Annotated in this window: 15 protein-coding genes; 3 read left to right on the forward strand and 12 right to left on the reverse strand. The window is 72.3% G+C overall.

Features of this window, described 5'->3' with window-relative positions:
• The first annotated feature begins 34 nt into the window (after positions 1-34).
• Positions 35-802 carry a 3-oxoacyl-ACP reductase FabG gene (gene fabG, locus ACFYNO_RS30715; RefSeq protein ID WP_388019892.1) on the forward strand — a complete coding sequence of 256 codons (768 nt, stop codon included), beginning with the start codon at positions 35-37 and terminating at the stop codon, positions 800-802.
• A 213-nt stretch (positions 803-1,015) separates the two neighbouring features.
• On the forward strand, positions 1,016-1,855 hold the full coding sequence (locus ACFYNO_RS30720) for an SAM-dependent methyltransferase (RefSeq protein ID WP_388019895.1): 840 nt from the start codon (positions 1,016-1,018) through the stop codon (positions 1,853-1,855).
• A gap of 6 nt (positions 1,856-1,861) precedes the next feature.
• Here the strand turns inward: ACFYNO_RS30720 and ACFYNO_RS30725 are convergent, their stop codons facing one another.
• Together ACFYNO_RS30725 and ACFYNO_RS30730 are read right to left on the reverse strand one after the other, a co-directional pair.
• Positions 1,862-2,065 (reverse strand): hypothetical protein, encoded by a 204-nt coding sequence (locus ACFYNO_RS30725; protein ID WP_388019898.1) that lies wholly within the window; start codon positions 2,063-2,065, stop codon positions 1,862-1,864.
• 81 nt (positions 2,066-2,146) lie between these two features.
• Positions 2,147-2,395 carry a hypothetical protein gene (locus ACFYNO_RS30730; RefSeq protein ID WP_388019901.1) on the reverse strand — a complete coding sequence of 83 codons (249 nt, stop codon included), beginning with the start codon at positions 2,393-2,395 and terminating at the stop codon, positions 2,147-2,149.
• Positions 2,396-2,497: 102 nt separating this feature from the next.
• On the opposite strand from ACFYNO_RS30730, the gene ACFYNO_RS30735 reads away from it, so the two are divergent.
• Positions 2,498-2,773, forward strand: a complete 276-nt coding sequence (locus tag ACFYNO_RS30735; RefSeq protein WP_388019904.1) for a DUF6343 family protein — start codon at positions 2,498-2,500, stop codon at positions 2,771-2,773.
• Positions 2,774-2,777: 4 nt separating this feature from the next.
• On the opposite strand, the gene ACFYNO_RS30740 is transcribed toward ACFYNO_RS30735, so the two are convergent.
• The 10 genes from ACFYNO_RS30740 to hpnC all read right to left on the reverse strand — a co-directional run bounded on the left by ACFYNO_RS30740 (position 2,778) and on the right by hpnC (position 15,719).
• The gene (locus ACFYNO_RS30740) at positions 2,778-4,178 is read right to left on the reverse strand and encodes an aspartate aminotransferase family protein (RefSeq protein WP_388019907.1); all 1,401 of its coding nucleotides are present in this window, start codon (positions 4,176-4,178) and stop codon (positions 2,778-2,780) included.
• Positions 4,168-6,090 carry a 1-deoxy-D-xylulose-5-phosphate synthase gene (dxs, locus tag ACFYNO_RS30745; protein WP_388019910.1) on the reverse strand — a complete coding sequence of 641 codons (1,923 nt, stop codon included), beginning with the start codon at positions 6,088-6,090 and terminating at the stop codon, positions 4,168-4,170. The genes ACFYNO_RS30740 and dxs overlap by 11 nt, the downstream gene beginning before the upstream one ends.
• Before the next feature lie 79 nt (positions 6,091-6,169).
• Complete coding sequence (gene ispG / locus ACFYNO_RS30750; RefSeq protein WP_388019913.1) at positions 6,170-7,330, reverse strand: flavodoxin-dependent (E)-4-hydroxy-3-methylbut-2-enyl-diphosphate synthase; 1,161 nt, start codon at positions 7,328-7,330, stop codon at positions 6,170-6,172.
• An 87-nt stretch (positions 7,331-7,417) separates the two neighbouring features.
• Positions 7,418-8,440, reverse strand: coding sequence for an adenosyl-hopene transferase HpnH (gene hpnH, locus ACFYNO_RS30755; protein WP_388019916.1), 1,023 nt, complete (start codon positions 8,438-8,440; stop codon positions 7,418-7,420).
• Between the two features lie 2 nt (positions 8,441-8,442).
• Complete coding sequence (locus ACFYNO_RS30760; protein ID WP_388019919.1) at positions 8,443-9,114, reverse strand: 1-hydroxy-2-methyl-2-butenyl 4-diphosphate reductase; 672 nt, start codon at positions 9,112-9,114, stop codon at positions 8,443-8,445.
• A complete protein-coding gene (gene shc / locus ACFYNO_RS30765; protein WP_388020033.1) occupies positions 9,111-11,051 on the reverse strand; it encodes a squalene--hopene cyclase in 1,941 nt (646 codons plus the stop codon). Before shc ends, ACFYNO_RS30760 begins: the two co-directional genes overlap by 4 nt.
• A 175-nt stretch (positions 11,052-11,226) precedes the next feature.
• Positions 11,227-12,339, reverse strand: coding sequence for a polyprenyl synthetase family protein (locus ACFYNO_RS30770; RefSeq protein WP_388019922.1), 1,113 nt, complete (start codon positions 12,337-12,339; stop codon positions 11,227-11,229).
• 41 nt (positions 12,340-12,380) lie between these two features.
• Positions 12,381-13,790, reverse strand: coding sequence for a hydroxysqualene dehydroxylase HpnE (hpnE, locus tag ACFYNO_RS30775; protein WP_388019925.1), 1,410 nt, complete (start codon positions 13,788-13,790; stop codon positions 12,381-12,383).
• A 76-nt stretch (positions 13,791-13,866) separates the two neighbouring features.
• Positions 13,867-14,727 (reverse strand): presqualene diphosphate synthase HpnD, encoded by an 861-nt coding sequence (hpnD, locus tag ACFYNO_RS30780; protein WP_388019928.1) that lies wholly within the window; start codon positions 14,725-14,727, stop codon positions 13,867-13,869.
• A 41-nt stretch (positions 14,728-14,768) separates the two neighbouring features.
• Positions 14,769-15,719, reverse strand: coding sequence for a squalene synthase HpnC (gene hpnC, locus ACFYNO_RS30785; protein ID WP_388019931.1), 951 nt, complete (start codon positions 15,717-15,719; stop codon positions 14,769-14,771).
• Between the last annotated feature and the right edge of the window lie 117 nt (positions 15,720-15,836).

Raw genomic sequence — 15,836 nt, forward strand, 5'->3', positions numbered from 1 at the left:
TCCACCCCGAATCGAGTAGAGACGAGTAGTCCATATGACCGAGCAGACCAGTTCCCAGCGGGTCGCCGTCGTCACCGGTGCCGCCCGCGGAATCGGCGCCGCGACCGCCCTGCGGCTGGCCGCCGACGGCTACGCCGTCGCGGTGGTGGACCTGACCGAGGAGGCCGGCAAGGAGACCGCCGAGCGGATCGCGGCGGCCGGCGGAAAGGCCCTCGCGGTGGGTGCCGATGTCTCGGACGAGGCCCAGGTGGAGGCGGCCGTCACCCGGATCGCGGCCGAACTGGGCGCGCCCGTGGTGCTGGTCAACAACGCCGGCGTGCTGCGCGACAACCTGCTGTTCAAGATGTCCGCCGCGGACTGGGACACCGTCATGAACGTGCACCTTCGGGGCGCATTCCTGATGACCCGCGCGGTGCAGAAGCACATGGTGGACGCCGGGTTCGGCCGGGTCGTCAACCTCTCCTCGTCCTCCGCCCAGGGCAACCGCGGCCAGGCCAACTACTCGGCCGCCAAGGCCGGCCTGCAGGGCTTCACCAAGACCCTGGCGATCGAGCTCGGCAAGTTCGGCGTGACCGCCAACGCGGTGGCGCCCGGTTTCATCGCCACCGACATGACGGCGGCCACCGCCGCCCGGGTCGGCATGGAGTTCGAGGCCTTCAAGCAGGCCGCGGCCTCGCAGATCCCAGTCCAGCGGGTCGGCCTGCCGGAGGACATCGCCCACACGGTCTCCTTCCTCGCCAGCGAGGGTGCCGGATTCGTCAGCGGCCAGGTGATTTACGTCGCGGGCGGTCCGCTCGACTAGTCGGTACGGCGTAGCGATCCTGGTCACCCCTCCGGACCGGTGGCCAGGATCGTGTCAGTCACCCGCATTTTCGATCGTACTCCCAGCAACTTCTTCAAACTGCGGGGAAATTCACAGTCACGATTGCCGTTCCGGATCTGACTGACCGTCGGACAACCGATCGCCCACTGTCTATGCTGCTGCCAGTTCACCTGGACGAGGCGGGAGCCGGAGATGGCCGAGAACAACGGTTGGATGGCGCGGGACTGGGCCGAGGAGCCGCCCCCCGCCAGCGATCTGCGCCCGGAGATCCCGCACCCGGCCCGGATCTACAACGCCCTGCTGGGCGGCAAGGACAACTTCCCGGCCGACCGGGCCGCCGCCGAGCGGCTGATCGCGCTCTCCCCCGGCATCCAGGCGGCCGCCCGGTGCAACCGGGTCTTCCTGCAGCGGGCCGTCCGGCTGGTCTCCGAGCTGGGCATCGACCAGTTCCTGGACATCGGCACCGGCATACCCAGCGAGGGCAACACCCACGAGGTGGCCCAGCAGGTCAACCCGGCCGCCCGGGTGGTCTACGTGGACAACGACCCGATCGTGCTGGCGCACGCCCGGGCCCTGATGGCCGGCCCCGGCCACGGCCGCACCACCGTGCTCCAGGCCGACCTGCGCGAGCCGGAGAAGATCCTGGCCGACCCGCAGGTCCGCGAGGCGCTGGACTTCGACCGGCCGGTGGCCCTGCTGCTGGTCGCCGTGCTGCACTTCGTCGACGAGGACCAGGACCCGTACCGCCTGGTCGCCACCCTGCTGGACGCGCTGCCCTCCGGCAGCCACCTGATCCTCTCGCACGGCACCGGCGACTTCGACCCGCCGGCCGACGTGGCGGCGGGCACTGACGTCTACCGCAAGGCCACCGCCCAGGTGACCCCGCGCTCCCGGGCGCAGCTGGAGCGCTTCCTGACCGGCCTGGAGCCGCTGGAGCCCGGCCTGGTGCCGGCCGCCGCCTGGCGGGCCGAGTCGGCCGAGGAGGCCGCGACCTGGGCGCCGGGCTACGCCGTGGTGGCCCGGAAGCCGTAGCGGTCCTCAGTACTGGCGCAGCTCCCGCAGGCGGGCCGCCGCGGCGACCATGGCGGCCCGCTCCATCCGGCGCCGCTTGCGGGCCTCGTCGGCCCCGCGGGGCTCCACCACGTGGAAACACGCCCCGCACACGTACCCGCCCTCCGGTCCTTCGGTGACCGGCGTACCGCAGGACTCGCAGTACCGGGTGTACGTGTCAGTGCCGACCATGGACGACCTCGCATCGGATACGAAGAGTACGTCCACCGTAGCGTCTTGACCGTACATCAGAAAGTACGGCCTGAAGGACGCTCAGATGTCGACCGGATGGCCCGCCGAGATCGTTCCGGTACCGTCACAGGTCCGGCAGGGCTCCTCCCGGTAGGCCTGCTTGCTGCCGTCCGCGGAGACCCGGTAGCGGGTGTAGATGCCGGTGCCGGTGCACAGGAAGCAGTTGCCGCCGCCGTCCCGCTCGGTGGTGCCGGTGCCCTTGCAGGTCCGGCACTGCAACCCGGCCAGCCGGCCGGTGCCGGTGCAGATGGTGCACACCGCGATGCTCACGCCGCTCCTCCGCTCTTCGAGCTCCGGCTCACGAGGGTACCGCCGGATTAGGCTGGAAGTGTCCGGGTACCGACTTGGCAGCTACGTTCGGGAGGTGCCGGCATGCGGTACGCGACCACCCCACGGCGCTGGCGCAGCGGGACGGAGCCCCGGTTCGCGCGCAGCGACCTCAAGCTGCGGTTCCTGCTCTCGGTGCTCTTCACCCCGCTCTTCGCGCTGGCCACCGCCGCCTTCGCGGTCTTCGCCGCCCTGGCCGGGCCGACCAGCGTGCCCTCCCGGGGCACCCTGGTCGGCTTCGCGATCGTGATGTTCGCACTGACCGTCTTCGCCGCCGTCGACCTCTACGTGGTGGTCCGGCGCCGCCGCGTGGAGCTCTGAGCGGTCAGCGGTTGCTGACCGCCTGCTTCACCAGGGTCTTGCCGAAGTCCCACATCAGGCCGCTGCCCCGGTGGGCGTCGTCCATCACCTCGCAGAAGGCGTCGACGAAGCGGTCCACCTCGCGCTCGGTGATGATCAGCGGCGGGATCAGCTTGATCACCTCCAGGTGGTCCCCGGAGACCTGGGTGAGGATCCGGTGCTTCTGCAGCAGCGGGACCACCACCATCTGGGCGAACAGGCCCTTGCGGGCGGCCTGCAGCGCCGTCCACCCGGTGCGCAGCTTGAGCGACTTCGGCCGCCCGAACTCGATGCCGATCATCAGACCGCGGCCGCGCACCTCGGCGAGCAGCTCGTACTTCTCGGTGAGCGCGGAGAGCCGGGAGCGGAACAGGTCGCCGACCACCCGGGCGTTCTCCACCACCTTCTCGTCCTGCATCACCTGCAGGGTGGCCAGGCCGGCCGCCATCGCCTGGGCGTTGGAGCCGAAGCTGGCGGAGTGCACCAGCACCCGGTCCATCGAGGAGTAGACCTTCTCGAAGATCCAGTCCTTGCCGAGGGTGGCCCCGATCGGCACGTAGCCGCCGGAGAGCGCCTTGGCCGCGCAGACCAGGTCGGGCTGCACGCCCGGCTCGTCCTGGTAGGCGAAGAAGGCGCCGGTGCGGCCGATGCCGGTCTGCACCTCGTCGCAGATCAGCAGCGCCTTGTGCTCGTGCAGCAGGTCCTGGGCGGCCCGCAGCCAGCCGGGCGGCGCCTGGTGCACGCCCTTGCCCTGGATCGGCTCCACGATCAGCGCCGCGACATCGCCCTTGCGCAGCTCGCGCTGGAGCGCGCCGAGGTCGCCGAGCGGGATCGCGGTGTCCGGCAGCAGCGGGCCGAAGCCCTTCTTGAAGCCGCCCTCGCCGTTGATCGAGAGCGAGCCGGTGGTCAGGCCGTGGAAGGCGTGGTCGCAGTAGAGGATCCGGCCGCGCCCGGTGGCGTAGCGGGCGAACTTGATCGCCGTCTCCACCGCCTCGGTGCCGCTGTTGCCGAAGAACACCCGGTCCAGGCCGGGCGTCAGGGCGAGCAGCCGCTCGGCCAGCAGGCCGGGGAGCGGCGGGCAGTCGAACCGGGTCAGGTCCGGCAGGTCGAGGTCCATCACCTGCTGGATCGCGTCCCGCACCACCGGGTGGTGCCGGCCCAGTGCGAAGATGCCGAACCCGGCCAGCATGTCCAGGTACTCGTTGCCCTCGGCGTCGTAGAAGTACGGACCGGCGGCGCGGTCGTAGGTCTTGTCGAAGCCGATGGTGTGCAGCATCCGGGGCAGCTGCGGGTTGAGGTAGCGGGCGTGCAGCTCGTACCGCTCGCCGCCGCGCTCGGCGAGCAGGGCGGCGAGGTCTAGCGCGTTCTGGGGGCGGTCAGCTGGCACGGGGCTCGTTCACTCCTCGGTCGGGCAGCAGGTGCTTGGCGTAGGAGGCGGCCTGGGCGGCGATGCCGGTGCCGGTCAGGCCGGCCTCCTCCATGATCTCGCCCCGGCCGGCGTGGTCCAGGAACTCCTGGCGCAGGCCGAGGTCGCGCAGCGGGGTGTCCAGCTCGGCGTCCCGCAGCGCCTGGGCGATGGCCGCCCCGACACCGCCGGTCCGGCCGTTGTCCTCCACGGTGACCACCAGGTCGTGCTCGGCGGCCAGCCGGACCAGCGCCGGGTCGACCGGCTTGACCCAGCGCGGGTCCACCACGGTGGTGGCGAAGCCGTCGGCGGTGAGCAGCGCGGCCGCGTCCAGGCAGGCGCCGGCCATCGCGCCGACCGAGACCAGCAGGATCTGCTGGCCGCTCCGGTCCGGCACCCGGGTGCGCTGCAGCACGTGCACCCCGCCGAGGTGCTCGACGGCGGGGAAGACCCGGCCGACCTCGCCCTTGGGGAAGCGGACCACGGTCGGCGCGTCGGAGACCTCCAGGGCCTCGTGCAGCTGGGCCCTGAGCTGCTCGGCGTCCCGCGGGGCGGCCAGCCGCAGTCCGGGCACCACCTGGAGCACCGACATGTCCCACATGCCGTTGTGCGAGGCGCCGTCGTTGCCGGTCACCCCGGCCCGGTCCAGCACGAAGGTGACGCCGAGCTTGTGCAGCGCCACGTCCATCAGCACCTGGTCGAAGGCCCGGTTGAGGAAGGTCGCGTAGACCGCCACCACCGGGTGCAGGCCGGCCGTGGCCAGGCCGGCAGCACTGGTCACGGCGTGCTGCTCGGCGATGCCGACGTCGAAGATCCGCTTGGGGTAGGCCTTGGCGAAGGGGGCCAGGCCGACCGGCTGCAGCATCGCCGCGGTGATCGCCACCACGTCCGGCCGCTGGGCGCCGACGGCCACCATCTCCTCGCCGAAGACCGAGGTCCAGGAGGTGCCGCCGGCCGGCGAGATCGGCAGGCAGGTGTACGGGTCCATCGCGCCGACGGCGTGGAACCGGTCGGCCTCGTCCAGCTCGGCCGGGCGGTAGCCGCGGCCCTTGACGGTCAGGCAGTGCACGATCACCGGGCCGCCGAAGCCGCGGGCCTTGCGCAGCGCGGACTCCACGGCGGCGATGTCGTGGCCGTCGATCGGGCCGATGTACTTCAGGCCCAGGTCCTCGAACATGCCCTGCGGGGCGAAGGAGTCCTTGAAGCCCTTCTTGGCGCCGTGCAGCGCCTCGAAGATCGGCTGGCCGACCACGGGGGTGCGCTGCAGCGCCTCCTTGCCCCAGGCCAGGAAGCGCTCGTAGCCCTGGGTGGTGCGCAGGGTGGCGAGGTGGTTGGCCAGGCCGCCGATGGTCTTGGCGTAGGAGCGCTCGTTGTCGTTGACCACGATCACCAGCGGGCGGTCCTGGGCCTCGGCGATGTTGTTCAGCGCCTCCCAGGCCAGGCCGCCGGTGAGCGCGCCGTCGCCGATCACGGCGACCGTCCGGCGGTCCCGGCGGCCCTGGAGCTGGTGCGCCTTGGCGATCCCGTCGGCGTAGCTGAGCACGGTCGAGGCGTGCGAGTTCTCGATCACGTCGTGCTCGGACTCGGCCCGGGACGGGTAGCCGGAGAGGCCGCCCTTGGCCCGCAGCCGGCTGAAGTCCTGGCGGCCGGTCAGCAGCTTGTGCACGTAGGACTGGTGTCCGGTGTCGAAGAGGATCCGGTCCTCGGGTGAGTCGAAGACCCGGTGCAGCGCGATGGTCAGCTCCACCACGCCCAGGTTCGGGCCCAGGTGGCCGCCGGTGCGGGAGACCGCCTCGATCAGGAAGTCGCGGATCTCCTGGGCCAGCTCGGGCAGCCGGTTGGCCGGCAGCTTCTTCAGGTCGACCGGTCCCTGGACGGAGGACAGCAGTGACATGGCTCCACCTCTCGGCTTCGTTGCACTGGGGGTGCGGTGGGGGAAGGCCCGCTCCTGCGGCGGGCCGGGTGACTGCTTCTCAGCCTGCGGCGACCACGGCGGGCGCGCCTGCCGGACCGCCCTCCGCCTGCATCTCCTCGGCCAGCTTGAGCGCCTCCTCGATCAGGGTCTCGACGATCTTCGACTCGGGCACGGTCTTGATCACCTCGCCCTTGACGAAGATCTGGCCCTTGCCGTTGCCGGAGGCCACCCCCAGGTCCGCCTCGCGCGCCTCGCCCGGACCGTTCACCACGCACCCCATCACAGCGACCCGCAGCGGCACCTCCATGCCCTCCAGGCCCGCGGTGACCTCCTCGGCCAGCTTGTACACATCCACCTGGGCCCGCCCGCAGGACGGGCAGGAGACGATCTCCAGACCGCGCTGACGCAGGTTCAGCGACTCCAGGATCTGGATGCCGACCTTGACCTCCTCCACCGGCGGAGCCGACAGCGAGACCCGGATGGTGTCCCCGATGCCCTCGGCCAGCAGCGCGCCGAACGCCACCGCCGACTTGATCGTGCCCTGGAACGCCGGCCCGGCCTCGGTCACACCGAGGTGCAGCGGGTAGTCGCAGGCCGCCGCCAGCTGCCGGTAGGCGTTGATCATCACGACCGGGTCGTTGTGCTTGACCGAGATCTTGATGTCGCGGAAGCCGTGCTCCTCGAAGAGCGAGCACTCCCAGAGCGCGGACTCGACCAGCGCCTCGGGGGTGGCCTTGCCGTACTTCTCCAGCAGCCGCTTGTCCAGCGAGCCGGCGTTGACGCCGATCCGGATCGGCGTCCCGGCCTCGGAGGCGGCCTTGGCGATCTCGCCGACCTTGTCGTCGAAGGCCTTGATGTTGCCCGGGTTCACCCGCACCGCCGCGCAGCCCGCCTCGATCGCGGCGAACACGTACTTCGGCTGGAAGTGGATGTCGGCGATCACCGGGATCTGCGACTTCTTCGCGATCATCGGGAGCGCGTCCGCGTCGTCCTGCGAGGGCACCGCCACCCGCACGATCTGGCAGCCCGAGGCCGTCAGCTGCGCGATCTGCTGCAGCGTCGCGTTGACGTCCGAGGTCAGCGTGGTGGTCATCGACTGCACCGACACCGGCGCATCGCCGCCGACCGGCACATTGCCCACCATGATCTGCCGGGAGACCCGGCGGGTGGCGAGCGGCTTCAACGGCAGTGGCGGAATCCCCAGCGAGATCGCGGTCATGGGTCTGCTCATCCTTGCTGTCCGGTAGTCCTGATGCCATGGTCGAGCCCGGCGCGCACTCCTGCACGTGCGCGCCGGGCCGCCGACTCAGCGGGAACTGACCACCGTCTCGCGGGCGGCTCGGATCGACTCCTTGAGCGAACCCATGGTGGCCAGCACCGCGGTCGGCTCGTACCCGCAGTGCGCCATGCAGTTCTCGCAGCGCGGGTCCTTGCCCCGTCCGTACTTGGACCAGTCGGTCTTCTCGATCAGCTCCCGGTAGGTCGGAACGTAGCCGTCGCTCATCAGGTAGCAGGGACGCTGCCAGCCGAAGAGGGAGTAGTTCGGGATCCCCCAGGCGGTGCACTCGAAGTCCACCTTGCCCTCGAGGAAGTCCAGGAAGAGCGGGCTGTGGTTGAGCCGCCAGCGGCCCCGGTTGCCGCCCGCGAAGGTCTTGCGGAACAGCTCGCGGGTCTGCTCGACACCGAGGAAGTGCTCCTGGTCGGGAGCCTTCTCGTACGCATAGGCCGGAGAGATCATCATCTCGTCGACCTTCAGATCATCGTTGAGGAAGTCGAGCACATCGATGATCGTCTGCGGCGTGTCGGTGTTGAAGAAGGTGCTGTTGGTGGTCACCCGGAAGCCCCGGCGCTTGGCCTCCCGGATCGCCGCGACCGCCTCGTCGAAGGTCCCCTCCTTGGCCACCGACTCATCGTGCCGCTCGCGCAGCCCGTCGATGTGCACCGTGAAGGTGAAGTACGGCGAAGGAGTGAACTTGTCCAACTTCTTGCGCAACAGGAGCGCATTTGTGCAAAGGAAGACGTACTTCCGACGGGCCACCAGCTGACGGACGATCTCGTCGATCTGCGGGTGCATCAGCGGCTCGCCACCGGCGATCGACACCATCGGGGCGCCCGACTCCAGCACCGCGCCGACCGCCTGGGCGACCGGCATCCGCTGCTTGAGCACCCCGGCCGGGTGCTGGATCTTGCCGCAGCCCTCACAGGCGAGGTTGCAGGCGAAGAGCGGCTCCAGCTCGACGATCAGGGGGAACTTCTCGCGCCGCTTGATGAGCTTCTGCTGCATGAGGTACGTACCGACTCGTAGCGACTGGCGCAGCGGCATGGCCATGACTAGCTCACTTCCTGAGAGACCATCGGCGGGGCAGAGGACTGAGAAGCGGGCTGCGGCGGTTCGGCGAGGACCGCCCGGTGCCAGCCCAGCAGGGCGGGCACGATGGCCCGCAGGGTGCGGAAGGCGCGCAGGCCGCCGGGCAGCGTCCCGGGTCTCAGCAGCTCGCGCTCGGGCGTGTCGACCACCACCCGGACCACCGCGACCGGCAGGTCCTCGGGCAGCCGGTCGAGGGCGGCCGCGGTCTCCATGTCCACCGCGGTCACCCCGGCCCGGTGCAGCTTGCGCCGCTCCGGGCCGCGCACCACGTGGTCCGCCGAGTGCAGGGCGCCGACCCGGACGTCCAGACCCAGACCCCGCAGCGCCCGGGCCAGTTGCTCGGGCTGCCGGGTCGGGCGGGAACGCGCCGGGGCGGAGCTCACCCTGTCGGCAACAACCACGTCGCCCGGTCTTGTTCCCGGTGCGGCCGCCGCGCAGAACCCGGTCAGCAGCACCGCGCCGTAGGCGCCCGGCTCCCCGGCCAGCAGGGAGTTGACGGTCCGTGCGGTCCTCTCCGGACCCATCCCGGTGCGCACCAGCACCGGCGGGCCGCCGAGCGCCCCCGACCAGTCCCCGCCGCGCAGCGCCCAGGCCTCGGGCGCCAGCGCGCAGAGCACCAGCAGCGGAGCGGTCACGACGCCCTCCTCGCGTGCCCCAGCACCGGGTTGCCGTGCAGGTAGCGGCCGAGCGCGGTGACCGGGAAGACCAGCCGGTAGAGGTGGTAGTTGATCGAGAAGTCCCACGGGAACCCGGTCCCGGTGAACTGCGGCTCGTCCCAACTGCCTTCGGCCAACTGGGTGGCGGCCAGCCAGCGGACCCCGCGCTCCACGGCGGCGCTGCCCCGGCCGTCGCCCGGGGCGAACCTGCCGCCCGGGCCCTCGCCGGCCGCCAGCAGCGCCATCAGCGCCCAGGCGGTCTGCGAGGCGGTGGACTCGCCGCGCCCGGACCACTTCTCCGGATCCTCGTAGGAGCGCATGTCCTCGCCCCAGCCGCCGTCCTGGTTCTGCCGCTCCTCCAGCCAGCGCACCGCCCGGCGGATCGCCGGGTGGGACTCCGGCAGGCCGGCGGCCACCAGGGCGGGCACCACCGAGCCGGTGCCGTAGATGTAGTTGGTGCCCCAGCGCCCGAACCAGGAGCCCTCGGCCTCCTGGTTGGCCAGCAGCCAGTCGACGCCGCGCCGGGTGCGCGGGTCGTCCGCCTGGCCGACCTCGGCCAGCATCTCCACCACGTGGGCGGTGACGTCGGCCGACGGCGGGTCCACCACCTCGCCGAAGTCGCAGAACGGCAGTTTGTTCGGCAGGGTGCTGGTGTTGTCCACGTCGAAGGCGCCCCAGGCGCCGTTCTTGGACTGCATGCCGAGGTTCCACTCCACCCCGCGGCGCACCGAGGCGGCCACCTTGGCCGGCTCGGGGTGCTTCACCCGGCGCAGCGCCAGCACCACCTCGGCGGTGTCGTCGATGTCCGGGTAGGTGTCGTTGTGGAACTCGAAGGCCCAGCCGCCCGGCGCCAGCGAGGGCCGCTGCACCGACCAGTCGCCCTTGGTGGTGATCTCCTCGCCGAGCATCCAGTCGGTCGCCTTGACAAGTGCCGGGTGGTCGGCCGGCAGCCCGGCGTCGGCCAGCGCGATGGTGGCCAGGCAGGTGTCCCAGACCGGAGACTGGCAGGCCTCCAGCCAGCGGGCGCCGTCCTCGGTGTGCACGGTGAAGCGGTCGAAGGCGTCCAGGCCGCGGCGCATCACCGGATGGTCCAGCTCGTAGCCCAGCAGGTGCAGGGCGATCAGCGAGTAGACGGCGGGCGGTTGGATGCCGCCCCAGCAGCCGTCCGCCTCCTGGCGCTCGACGATCCAGCGGCCGGCCTGGTTGAGCGCCAGCCGGCGCAGCGGGCGGACGGCCCGCTTGTGGTAGGCGTGCAGCACCACGTCGAGGCGTTCGAAGAAGCCGTCCCAGCTGGCCGGCGGGGCCAGCGGGCGCAGCGGGAAGGGGTTGGCCGGGTCGGTGTGCAGCTCGGTCAGGTCGAACGGGGCTGGGCGCACCGGGCGGTGGGCCGAGACCACGGTGAGCGGCACGATGGTCTGCCGGGCCCAGCAGCCGAAGGCGTAGATGTTGAGCGGGATCCACTTGGGCAGGAACATGATCTCCGGTGGCATCTCCGGCAGCCGTTCCCATGGCCACCAGCCGAACAGCGCCAGCCAGATCCGGGTGAAGACCCGGGTGGCGGCGATGCCGCCCTCACCGCGCACGTACTCCGCCGCCGCCCGCATGTGCGGGGCCTCCGGCAGGTCGCCGGCCAGGCGCAGTGCGACGTACGCCTCCACGGTGGTGGAGATCTCCGGCGGACCCCCGTGGAAGGTCCCCCAGGTGCCGTCCTCGCGTTGCTGGGACCGGATCCACTCGGCGGTGGCCGCGGTCTGCTCGGCGGTCCGGATGCCGAGGAACTGGCGCAGTAACAGGTCCTCGGCGTCCATCGTCACATTGGTCTCGAGGTCCCCCTTCCACCACCCCTCCTCGTCCTGCAGGGAGAGCAGGTGCTCGGTGGCCCGGCGCAGGCTGTCCTCGATCGCCGCGCGGTCCAGGGGTGACGACTGCTCATCCGGTTCCGCGGCGGGCCCCCCTGTGGCCACCGCGTCCTGCTCGGGCCGCCAGACATCGGCCCGGTCGGCCGGGCCCGCGGTCCGTTCATCCACCGCGACCGGCTCGGAATCGTACTCAGGGTCGAGCCGGCCGTCCGCGGTTGCTGTCAACTTGCTGTCACCTCTCTCGTACCACGACGAACTCGGCCAGCGCCACGAACCGGTCGCGCACCTCGTCGGCCATCGGTACCTCGTCCAGCGCGGCCAGCGCGGTGCTGTGCTGGCGGCGCGCCTCCTCCTGGGTCCATGCCCGGCCCCCGGCCTGCTCGATCAGCGCGGCCCGGCCGGCCAGCACCTCCTCGGACTCCTCGCCGCGCCCCTGCGGGTCGGCCAGCAGCTCGGCCAGCCGGCGGGAGGCCGCGCCGCCCTCGGCGAGGGCGGCGGCCACCGGCAGCGACTTCTTGCGCTGGCGCAGGTCGCCCCAGTGCGGTTTGCCGGTGACCTCGGTGGCCCCCCAGATGCCGAGCAGGTCGTCGACGGCCTGGAAGGCGAGGCCGAGGTGGTGTCCGTAGCGCTGCAGCGCGTCCGAGGTGCGCTCGTCCGCACCGGCCAGCACGGCGCCGATCGCGGCGGCGGCGGCCAGCAGCGCGCCGGTCTTGCCGGCCTCCATCTCCAGGCACTCGGCGACGCTGACCACGTCGCGGTGCTCGAAGGAGAGGTCCTGGGCCTGACCATCGATCAGCTTGCGGGTCGCGGTGGTGATCAGGCTGACGGCGCGGGCGGCGTCCGCGGGCGTGGCGGCGCCGCTGCGGCCGGCGTCCAGCAGCACCTCGGTGCCGAGGGCGGCCAGCGCGTCGCCGACCAGGATCGCCTGGGCCGGACCGAAGACGGTCCAGGCGGTGGCCCGGTGCCTGCGGGTCTCGTCACCGTCCATCAGATCATCATGCAGCAGCGAGAAATTGTGGACCAGCTCGACGGCGACCCCGCCGGGCACGCCGGCCAGCGCCGGGGCGCCCGCCGCCTCGGCGGAGAGCAGCGCCAGCGCCGGGCGGACGGCCTTGCCGCCGTCCCCGGCGACCGGGTTGCCGGCCTGGTCGGTCCAGCCGAAATGGTAGGCGGCGACCGCGTCCATCGGCGCCGCCAGCCGGCCCACCGCCGCGCGCATCGGCGGGGTGCAGAGCGTGCGGCCTCTGGCCAGCAGCTCGGGTACCGAGACGGGCTCGGCCTGGGCCGTCGCGCCCGCGACCGTGCTGGGACGTGCCTCCACGAGTGTTCCCTCTCCCTGAGCCATAGGGCTGGTGCTGGTGTTGATGAGCGTGTTGATCGGGGCAGTCACCGGGGCCACCGCCCGTCGCCGCGGTCCAGCGGGGCCCGCCGGCCGGCGGCGGCCAGCGCGGCGTCGGCGGCGGCGTGGCCGCTGCGCACGGCGCTCTCCATGGTCGCGGGCCAGCCGGTCGCGGTCCACGAGCCGGCCAGCAGCAGGCCGGGCACCCGGGTCACCGGGCCGGGCCGGAACGCGGCCGTGCCCGGGGCCGGGTCGAAGGTCGCGGTCCGCTCCCGGGTGACGAAGAAGTCGAGCACCCCGGCCCCGCGGGCCGGCGGCAGCAGCCGGGCCAGCTCGGGCAGGTAGCGGGCCCGCAGCTCGGCCACCGGCAGCTCGATCTCGTCCTGCACCGCGGACTGGGACAGCGCCAGGTACTGGGCGCCGGGGTGCACGGCGGCCAGGCCCGAGTGCGCGGTCCGGTCGAAGACCCACTGGACCGGCGAGTCCAGCGCGGCGAAGAACGGCCGGCGCAGCACCGGCCGGTCGTAGACCACGTGCACGTTGAGGATCGGCGCGTAGCCCAGTTCGCCCAGCCGCTGCTGTCCGGCGAGGGAGTCCGGGGGCAGCAGGGCCTGGGCGGTGTCCTGGGCGCCGGCCAGCACCACGGTGTCGGCGGTGAGCAGTTCCCCGCCCTCCAGCCGCACGGTGTGGCCGCCGTCCCCGTCCGGCTTCAGTTCCACGGCCTTGGTGCGCAGCCGCACCCCGACCTGGGCGGCGGCCAGCTCGCGCAGCGCCGCGTCGTGGTGCAGCGCTCCCAGCGGCACCGAGGCGATCCCGATGTCGCTGGCGCCGCGGTCGGTGAGCAGCCCGGTCTTGAAGACCATCGCGGCCAGCGCCAGGGACACCTGGTCGGCCCGGGCGTTCAGGGTGGCCACCCCGACCAGGTCCCAGAGCGCGGCCAGGGTGCGGTCGTTCTGCCCGTGGGAGCGCAACCAGTCGCCGAAGGAGAGCTCGTCCAGGGCCGGGTCGGCCAGGTCGAGCCGCTGCAGCGCGAGCGCGCCGCGGACCACCCGCAGCCGGTCGGCGTCGCCCAGGTGCGGGTAGCGGGCCAGGCTGGCGGCCAGGTGCAGCGGCACCGGCAGGTCGGCCCGGGAGAGCCGGCCGAGCCGATAGCCGTGCCCGTCGGCGTCGACCGAGAGCACCGGTACCTCCAGCCGTGGCTGGATGTCGACGAGGCCGGCGGCGCCGAGCCGGTCGACCAGGCCGCGGTAGGCGGTGCAGCAGCGCAGGAAGACGTGCTGGCCGTTGTCCACGGTCAGCTCGCCGCGGCGGAACGAGAAGGCCAGGCCGCCGAGCCGGGGGCGGGCCTCCAGCAGGGTCACCCGGACGTCGGCCTCCGCCAGCCGCAGCGCGGCGGTCAGCCCGGCCAGGCCGCCGCCGACCACCACGGCCGTGCGGCCCCCGGTTCGCCCGGTCATCTCGCCTCCCTGCTCAGTCGTCGGTTCGTGCTCTGCCCGATCGCTTCAGTGACTCTCCGCCCAAGATCGGCGACGGTCAAGAGCGTCCTCCGGCCAAGCCGGAGAGCGCCACGTACGCCTTCTCCCAGCCGGGCAGCGAGACCCGGCCCCGCAGCACCGACTCGGGCTCGGCCGCGATCCGGCCCAGCAGCCGGTGGTAGATCCCGGCCATCGCCGCGGTGCAGGCCCGGCTGCGGCGGTCCAGCATCGGGAGCAGCCGCAGGCCCTCCTCGAAGTAGCCCTGGGCCCGCTCGGCCTCGAAGGCGATCAGGCCGGTGAAGTCGGCGCCGACCGGCGGCCTGGGCAGCGCGAAGCCCTGCTCGCAGCCGAACCGGGCCAGATCCTCGGCGGGCAGGTAGGTCCGCCCGTTCACCGCGTCCTCGCGCAGGTCGCGCAGGATGTTGGTGAGCTGCAGGGCCAGGCCCAGGGTGTCCGCGTACTCGGCGCCGCGCTTGGGGTCCTCGCAGCCGTAGACGCCGAGCGAGAGCCGGCCGATCGAGCCGGCCACGCAGCGGCAGTAGACCTTGAGGTCGTCGAAGGTGCGGTACTCCTCGCCGCGCAGGTCCATCTCGACGCCGTCGATCAGCTCGTCGAAGGCGTCCAGCGGGATCGGGAAGCGGCGGGCCGCGTCGGCCAGCGCGACCTTGATCGGGTCGGTGTCCTCCTCGGTGACGGCACCGGCCCGGATCTCGTCCAGCAGAGCCCGGGTGGCCAGCAGCTGCTCCTGCTTGCGCTCGGGCGTCAGCTGCTCGCCGTCGCCGATGTCGTCGACCCGGCGGGCCAGCGCGTAGAGCGCGGACATGGCGAGCCGCTTGGGCTCCGGGAGCAGCCGGATCCCGTAGCTGAAGTTGCGGGCCTGCAGGGCGGTGACCGCCTCGCAGTAGCGGTACGCCGCCATGACCGGTGCCGACGCCAGTGGTGATGCCGCCACTCGGGCGTTCACCTTCCCTTCGCGAAGATGGCCGCCGCCTTCATCGCGAGGCGGCGCTTGTCGGGCTTCGGCTGCTCGGCGAGCACGTCGTGGCCGGCCGCCTCGATGGCCGCCAGCGCCGCGTACCCGCCGGCCGTGAATCCCGCCAGCAGCAGACGAAGCCTGCCACGAACCGTACCGACCAGCGGGGCGCCGCGGTCGAGCAGGGTCCGGGCTCGGCCGGCCTCGAAGGCGACCAGCTCGCGCACGGCCGGGGAGGCGGTGGGGCGGCCCAGGTCCTCCTCGGTGACCCGGAACCGGGCCATGTCCTCGGCGGGCAGGTAGATCCGGCCGCTGGCGTGATCCTCGGCGACGTCCTGGAGGTGCTCGACGATCTGCAGCGCGGTGCAGATCCGGTCGGACAGCTCGATCCGCTCGGGGGTGGCGAGGCCGGCCAGGGCCAGCACCAGCCGGCCGACCGGATCGGCGGAGAGCCGGCAGTAGCCGAGCAGGTCCTCGTAGGTCCGGTAGCGGGCCACGGTCTGGTCGACCCGGTTGGCCTCGATCAGCCGGCGGAACGGCTCGGGGGTGACGGCATGCTTGCCGACCAGCGGCACCAGGGCGCGCATCAGCGGGTGCCCGGGCGCCTCGCCGGCGCCGCCGGGCAGGCCGGCCTCGAACGCCCGGTCGAGATCGCGCTCGATGGCGTCGAGCAGGCCGAGTCTGAAAACCGTATCGTCAGGTTGCTCCGAAGGGGTGGCGGCACCCAGCAGCCGCGCCGTCCCCGCCGGGTCGGCCAGGTCGCCGTCCCCCGCGTCGTCCACCAGCCGGGCGAAGCCGTAGACCGCCATCAGGTCGCCGCGCCAGGCCGCGGGCAGGAAGCCCGGGGCCACCGGGAAGTTCTCCCGCGCCGCCTTGTCGAGCGTGCTCCCCACCGAGTCGCCCTGCGCACGCACCGAGGACTGAGCCGATACCGTCACTTCCGTCACTCCCCCGTTCTACACCGGTGTTGACCATGGAATCGACTCGGATATTCCCCCGGGGGCGAAAAACGGACCGCGCCTGGGTCCCCACCCTTTCACTTCCGACCACCAGCC

The sequence above is a fragment of the Kitasatospora sp. NPDC006697 genome (genome assembly GCF_042869935.1).
In the GTDB taxonomy this organism is placed as follows: Bacteria; Actinomycetota; Actinomycetes; order Streptomycetales; family Streptomycetaceae; genus Kitasatospora.

Bases quoted from the DNA above. Each gene is read 5' to 3' on its own strand.
- ACFYNO_RS30725 (WP_388019898.1), bottom strand. From the start codon at position 2,065: ATGGTCGGCACTGACACGTACACCCGGTACTGCGAGTCCTGCGGTACG.
- ACFYNO_RS30770 (WP_388019922.1), bottom strand. From the start codon at position 12,339: ATGGCTCAGGGAGAGGGAACACTCGTGGAGGCACGTCCCAGCACGGTC.
- hpnH (WP_388019916.1), bottom strand. From the start codon at position 8,440: ATGGCCATGCCGCTGCGCCAGTCGCTACGAGTCGGTACGTACCTCATG.
- dxs (WP_388019910.1), bottom strand. From the start codon at position 6,090: ATGTCACTGCTGTCCTCCGTCCAGGGACCGGTCGACCTGAAGAAGCTG.
- hpnD (WP_388019928.1), bottom strand. From the start codon at position 14,727: ATGGCGGCGTACCGCTACTGCGAGGCGGTCACCGCCCTGCAGGCCCGC.
- ACFYNO_RS30735 (WP_388019904.1), top strand. From the start codon at position 2,498: ATGCGGTACGCGACCACCCCACGGCGCTGGCGCAGCGGGACGGAGCCC.
- ACFYNO_RS30720 (WP_388019895.1), top strand. From the start codon at position 1,016: ATGGCCGAGAACAACGGTTGGATGGCGCGGGACTGGGCCGAGGAGCCG.
- ispG (WP_388019913.1), bottom strand. From the start codon at position 7,330: ATGACCGCGATCTCGCTGGGGATTCCGCCACTGCCGTTGAAGCCGCTC.
- fabG (WP_388019892.1), top strand. From the start codon at position 35: ATGACCGAGCAGACCAGTTCCCAGCGGGTCGCCGTCGTCACCGGTGCC.
- hpnE (WP_388019925.1), bottom strand. From the start codon at position 13,790: ATGACCGGGCGAACCGGGGGCCGCACGGCCGTGGTGGTCGGCGGCGGC.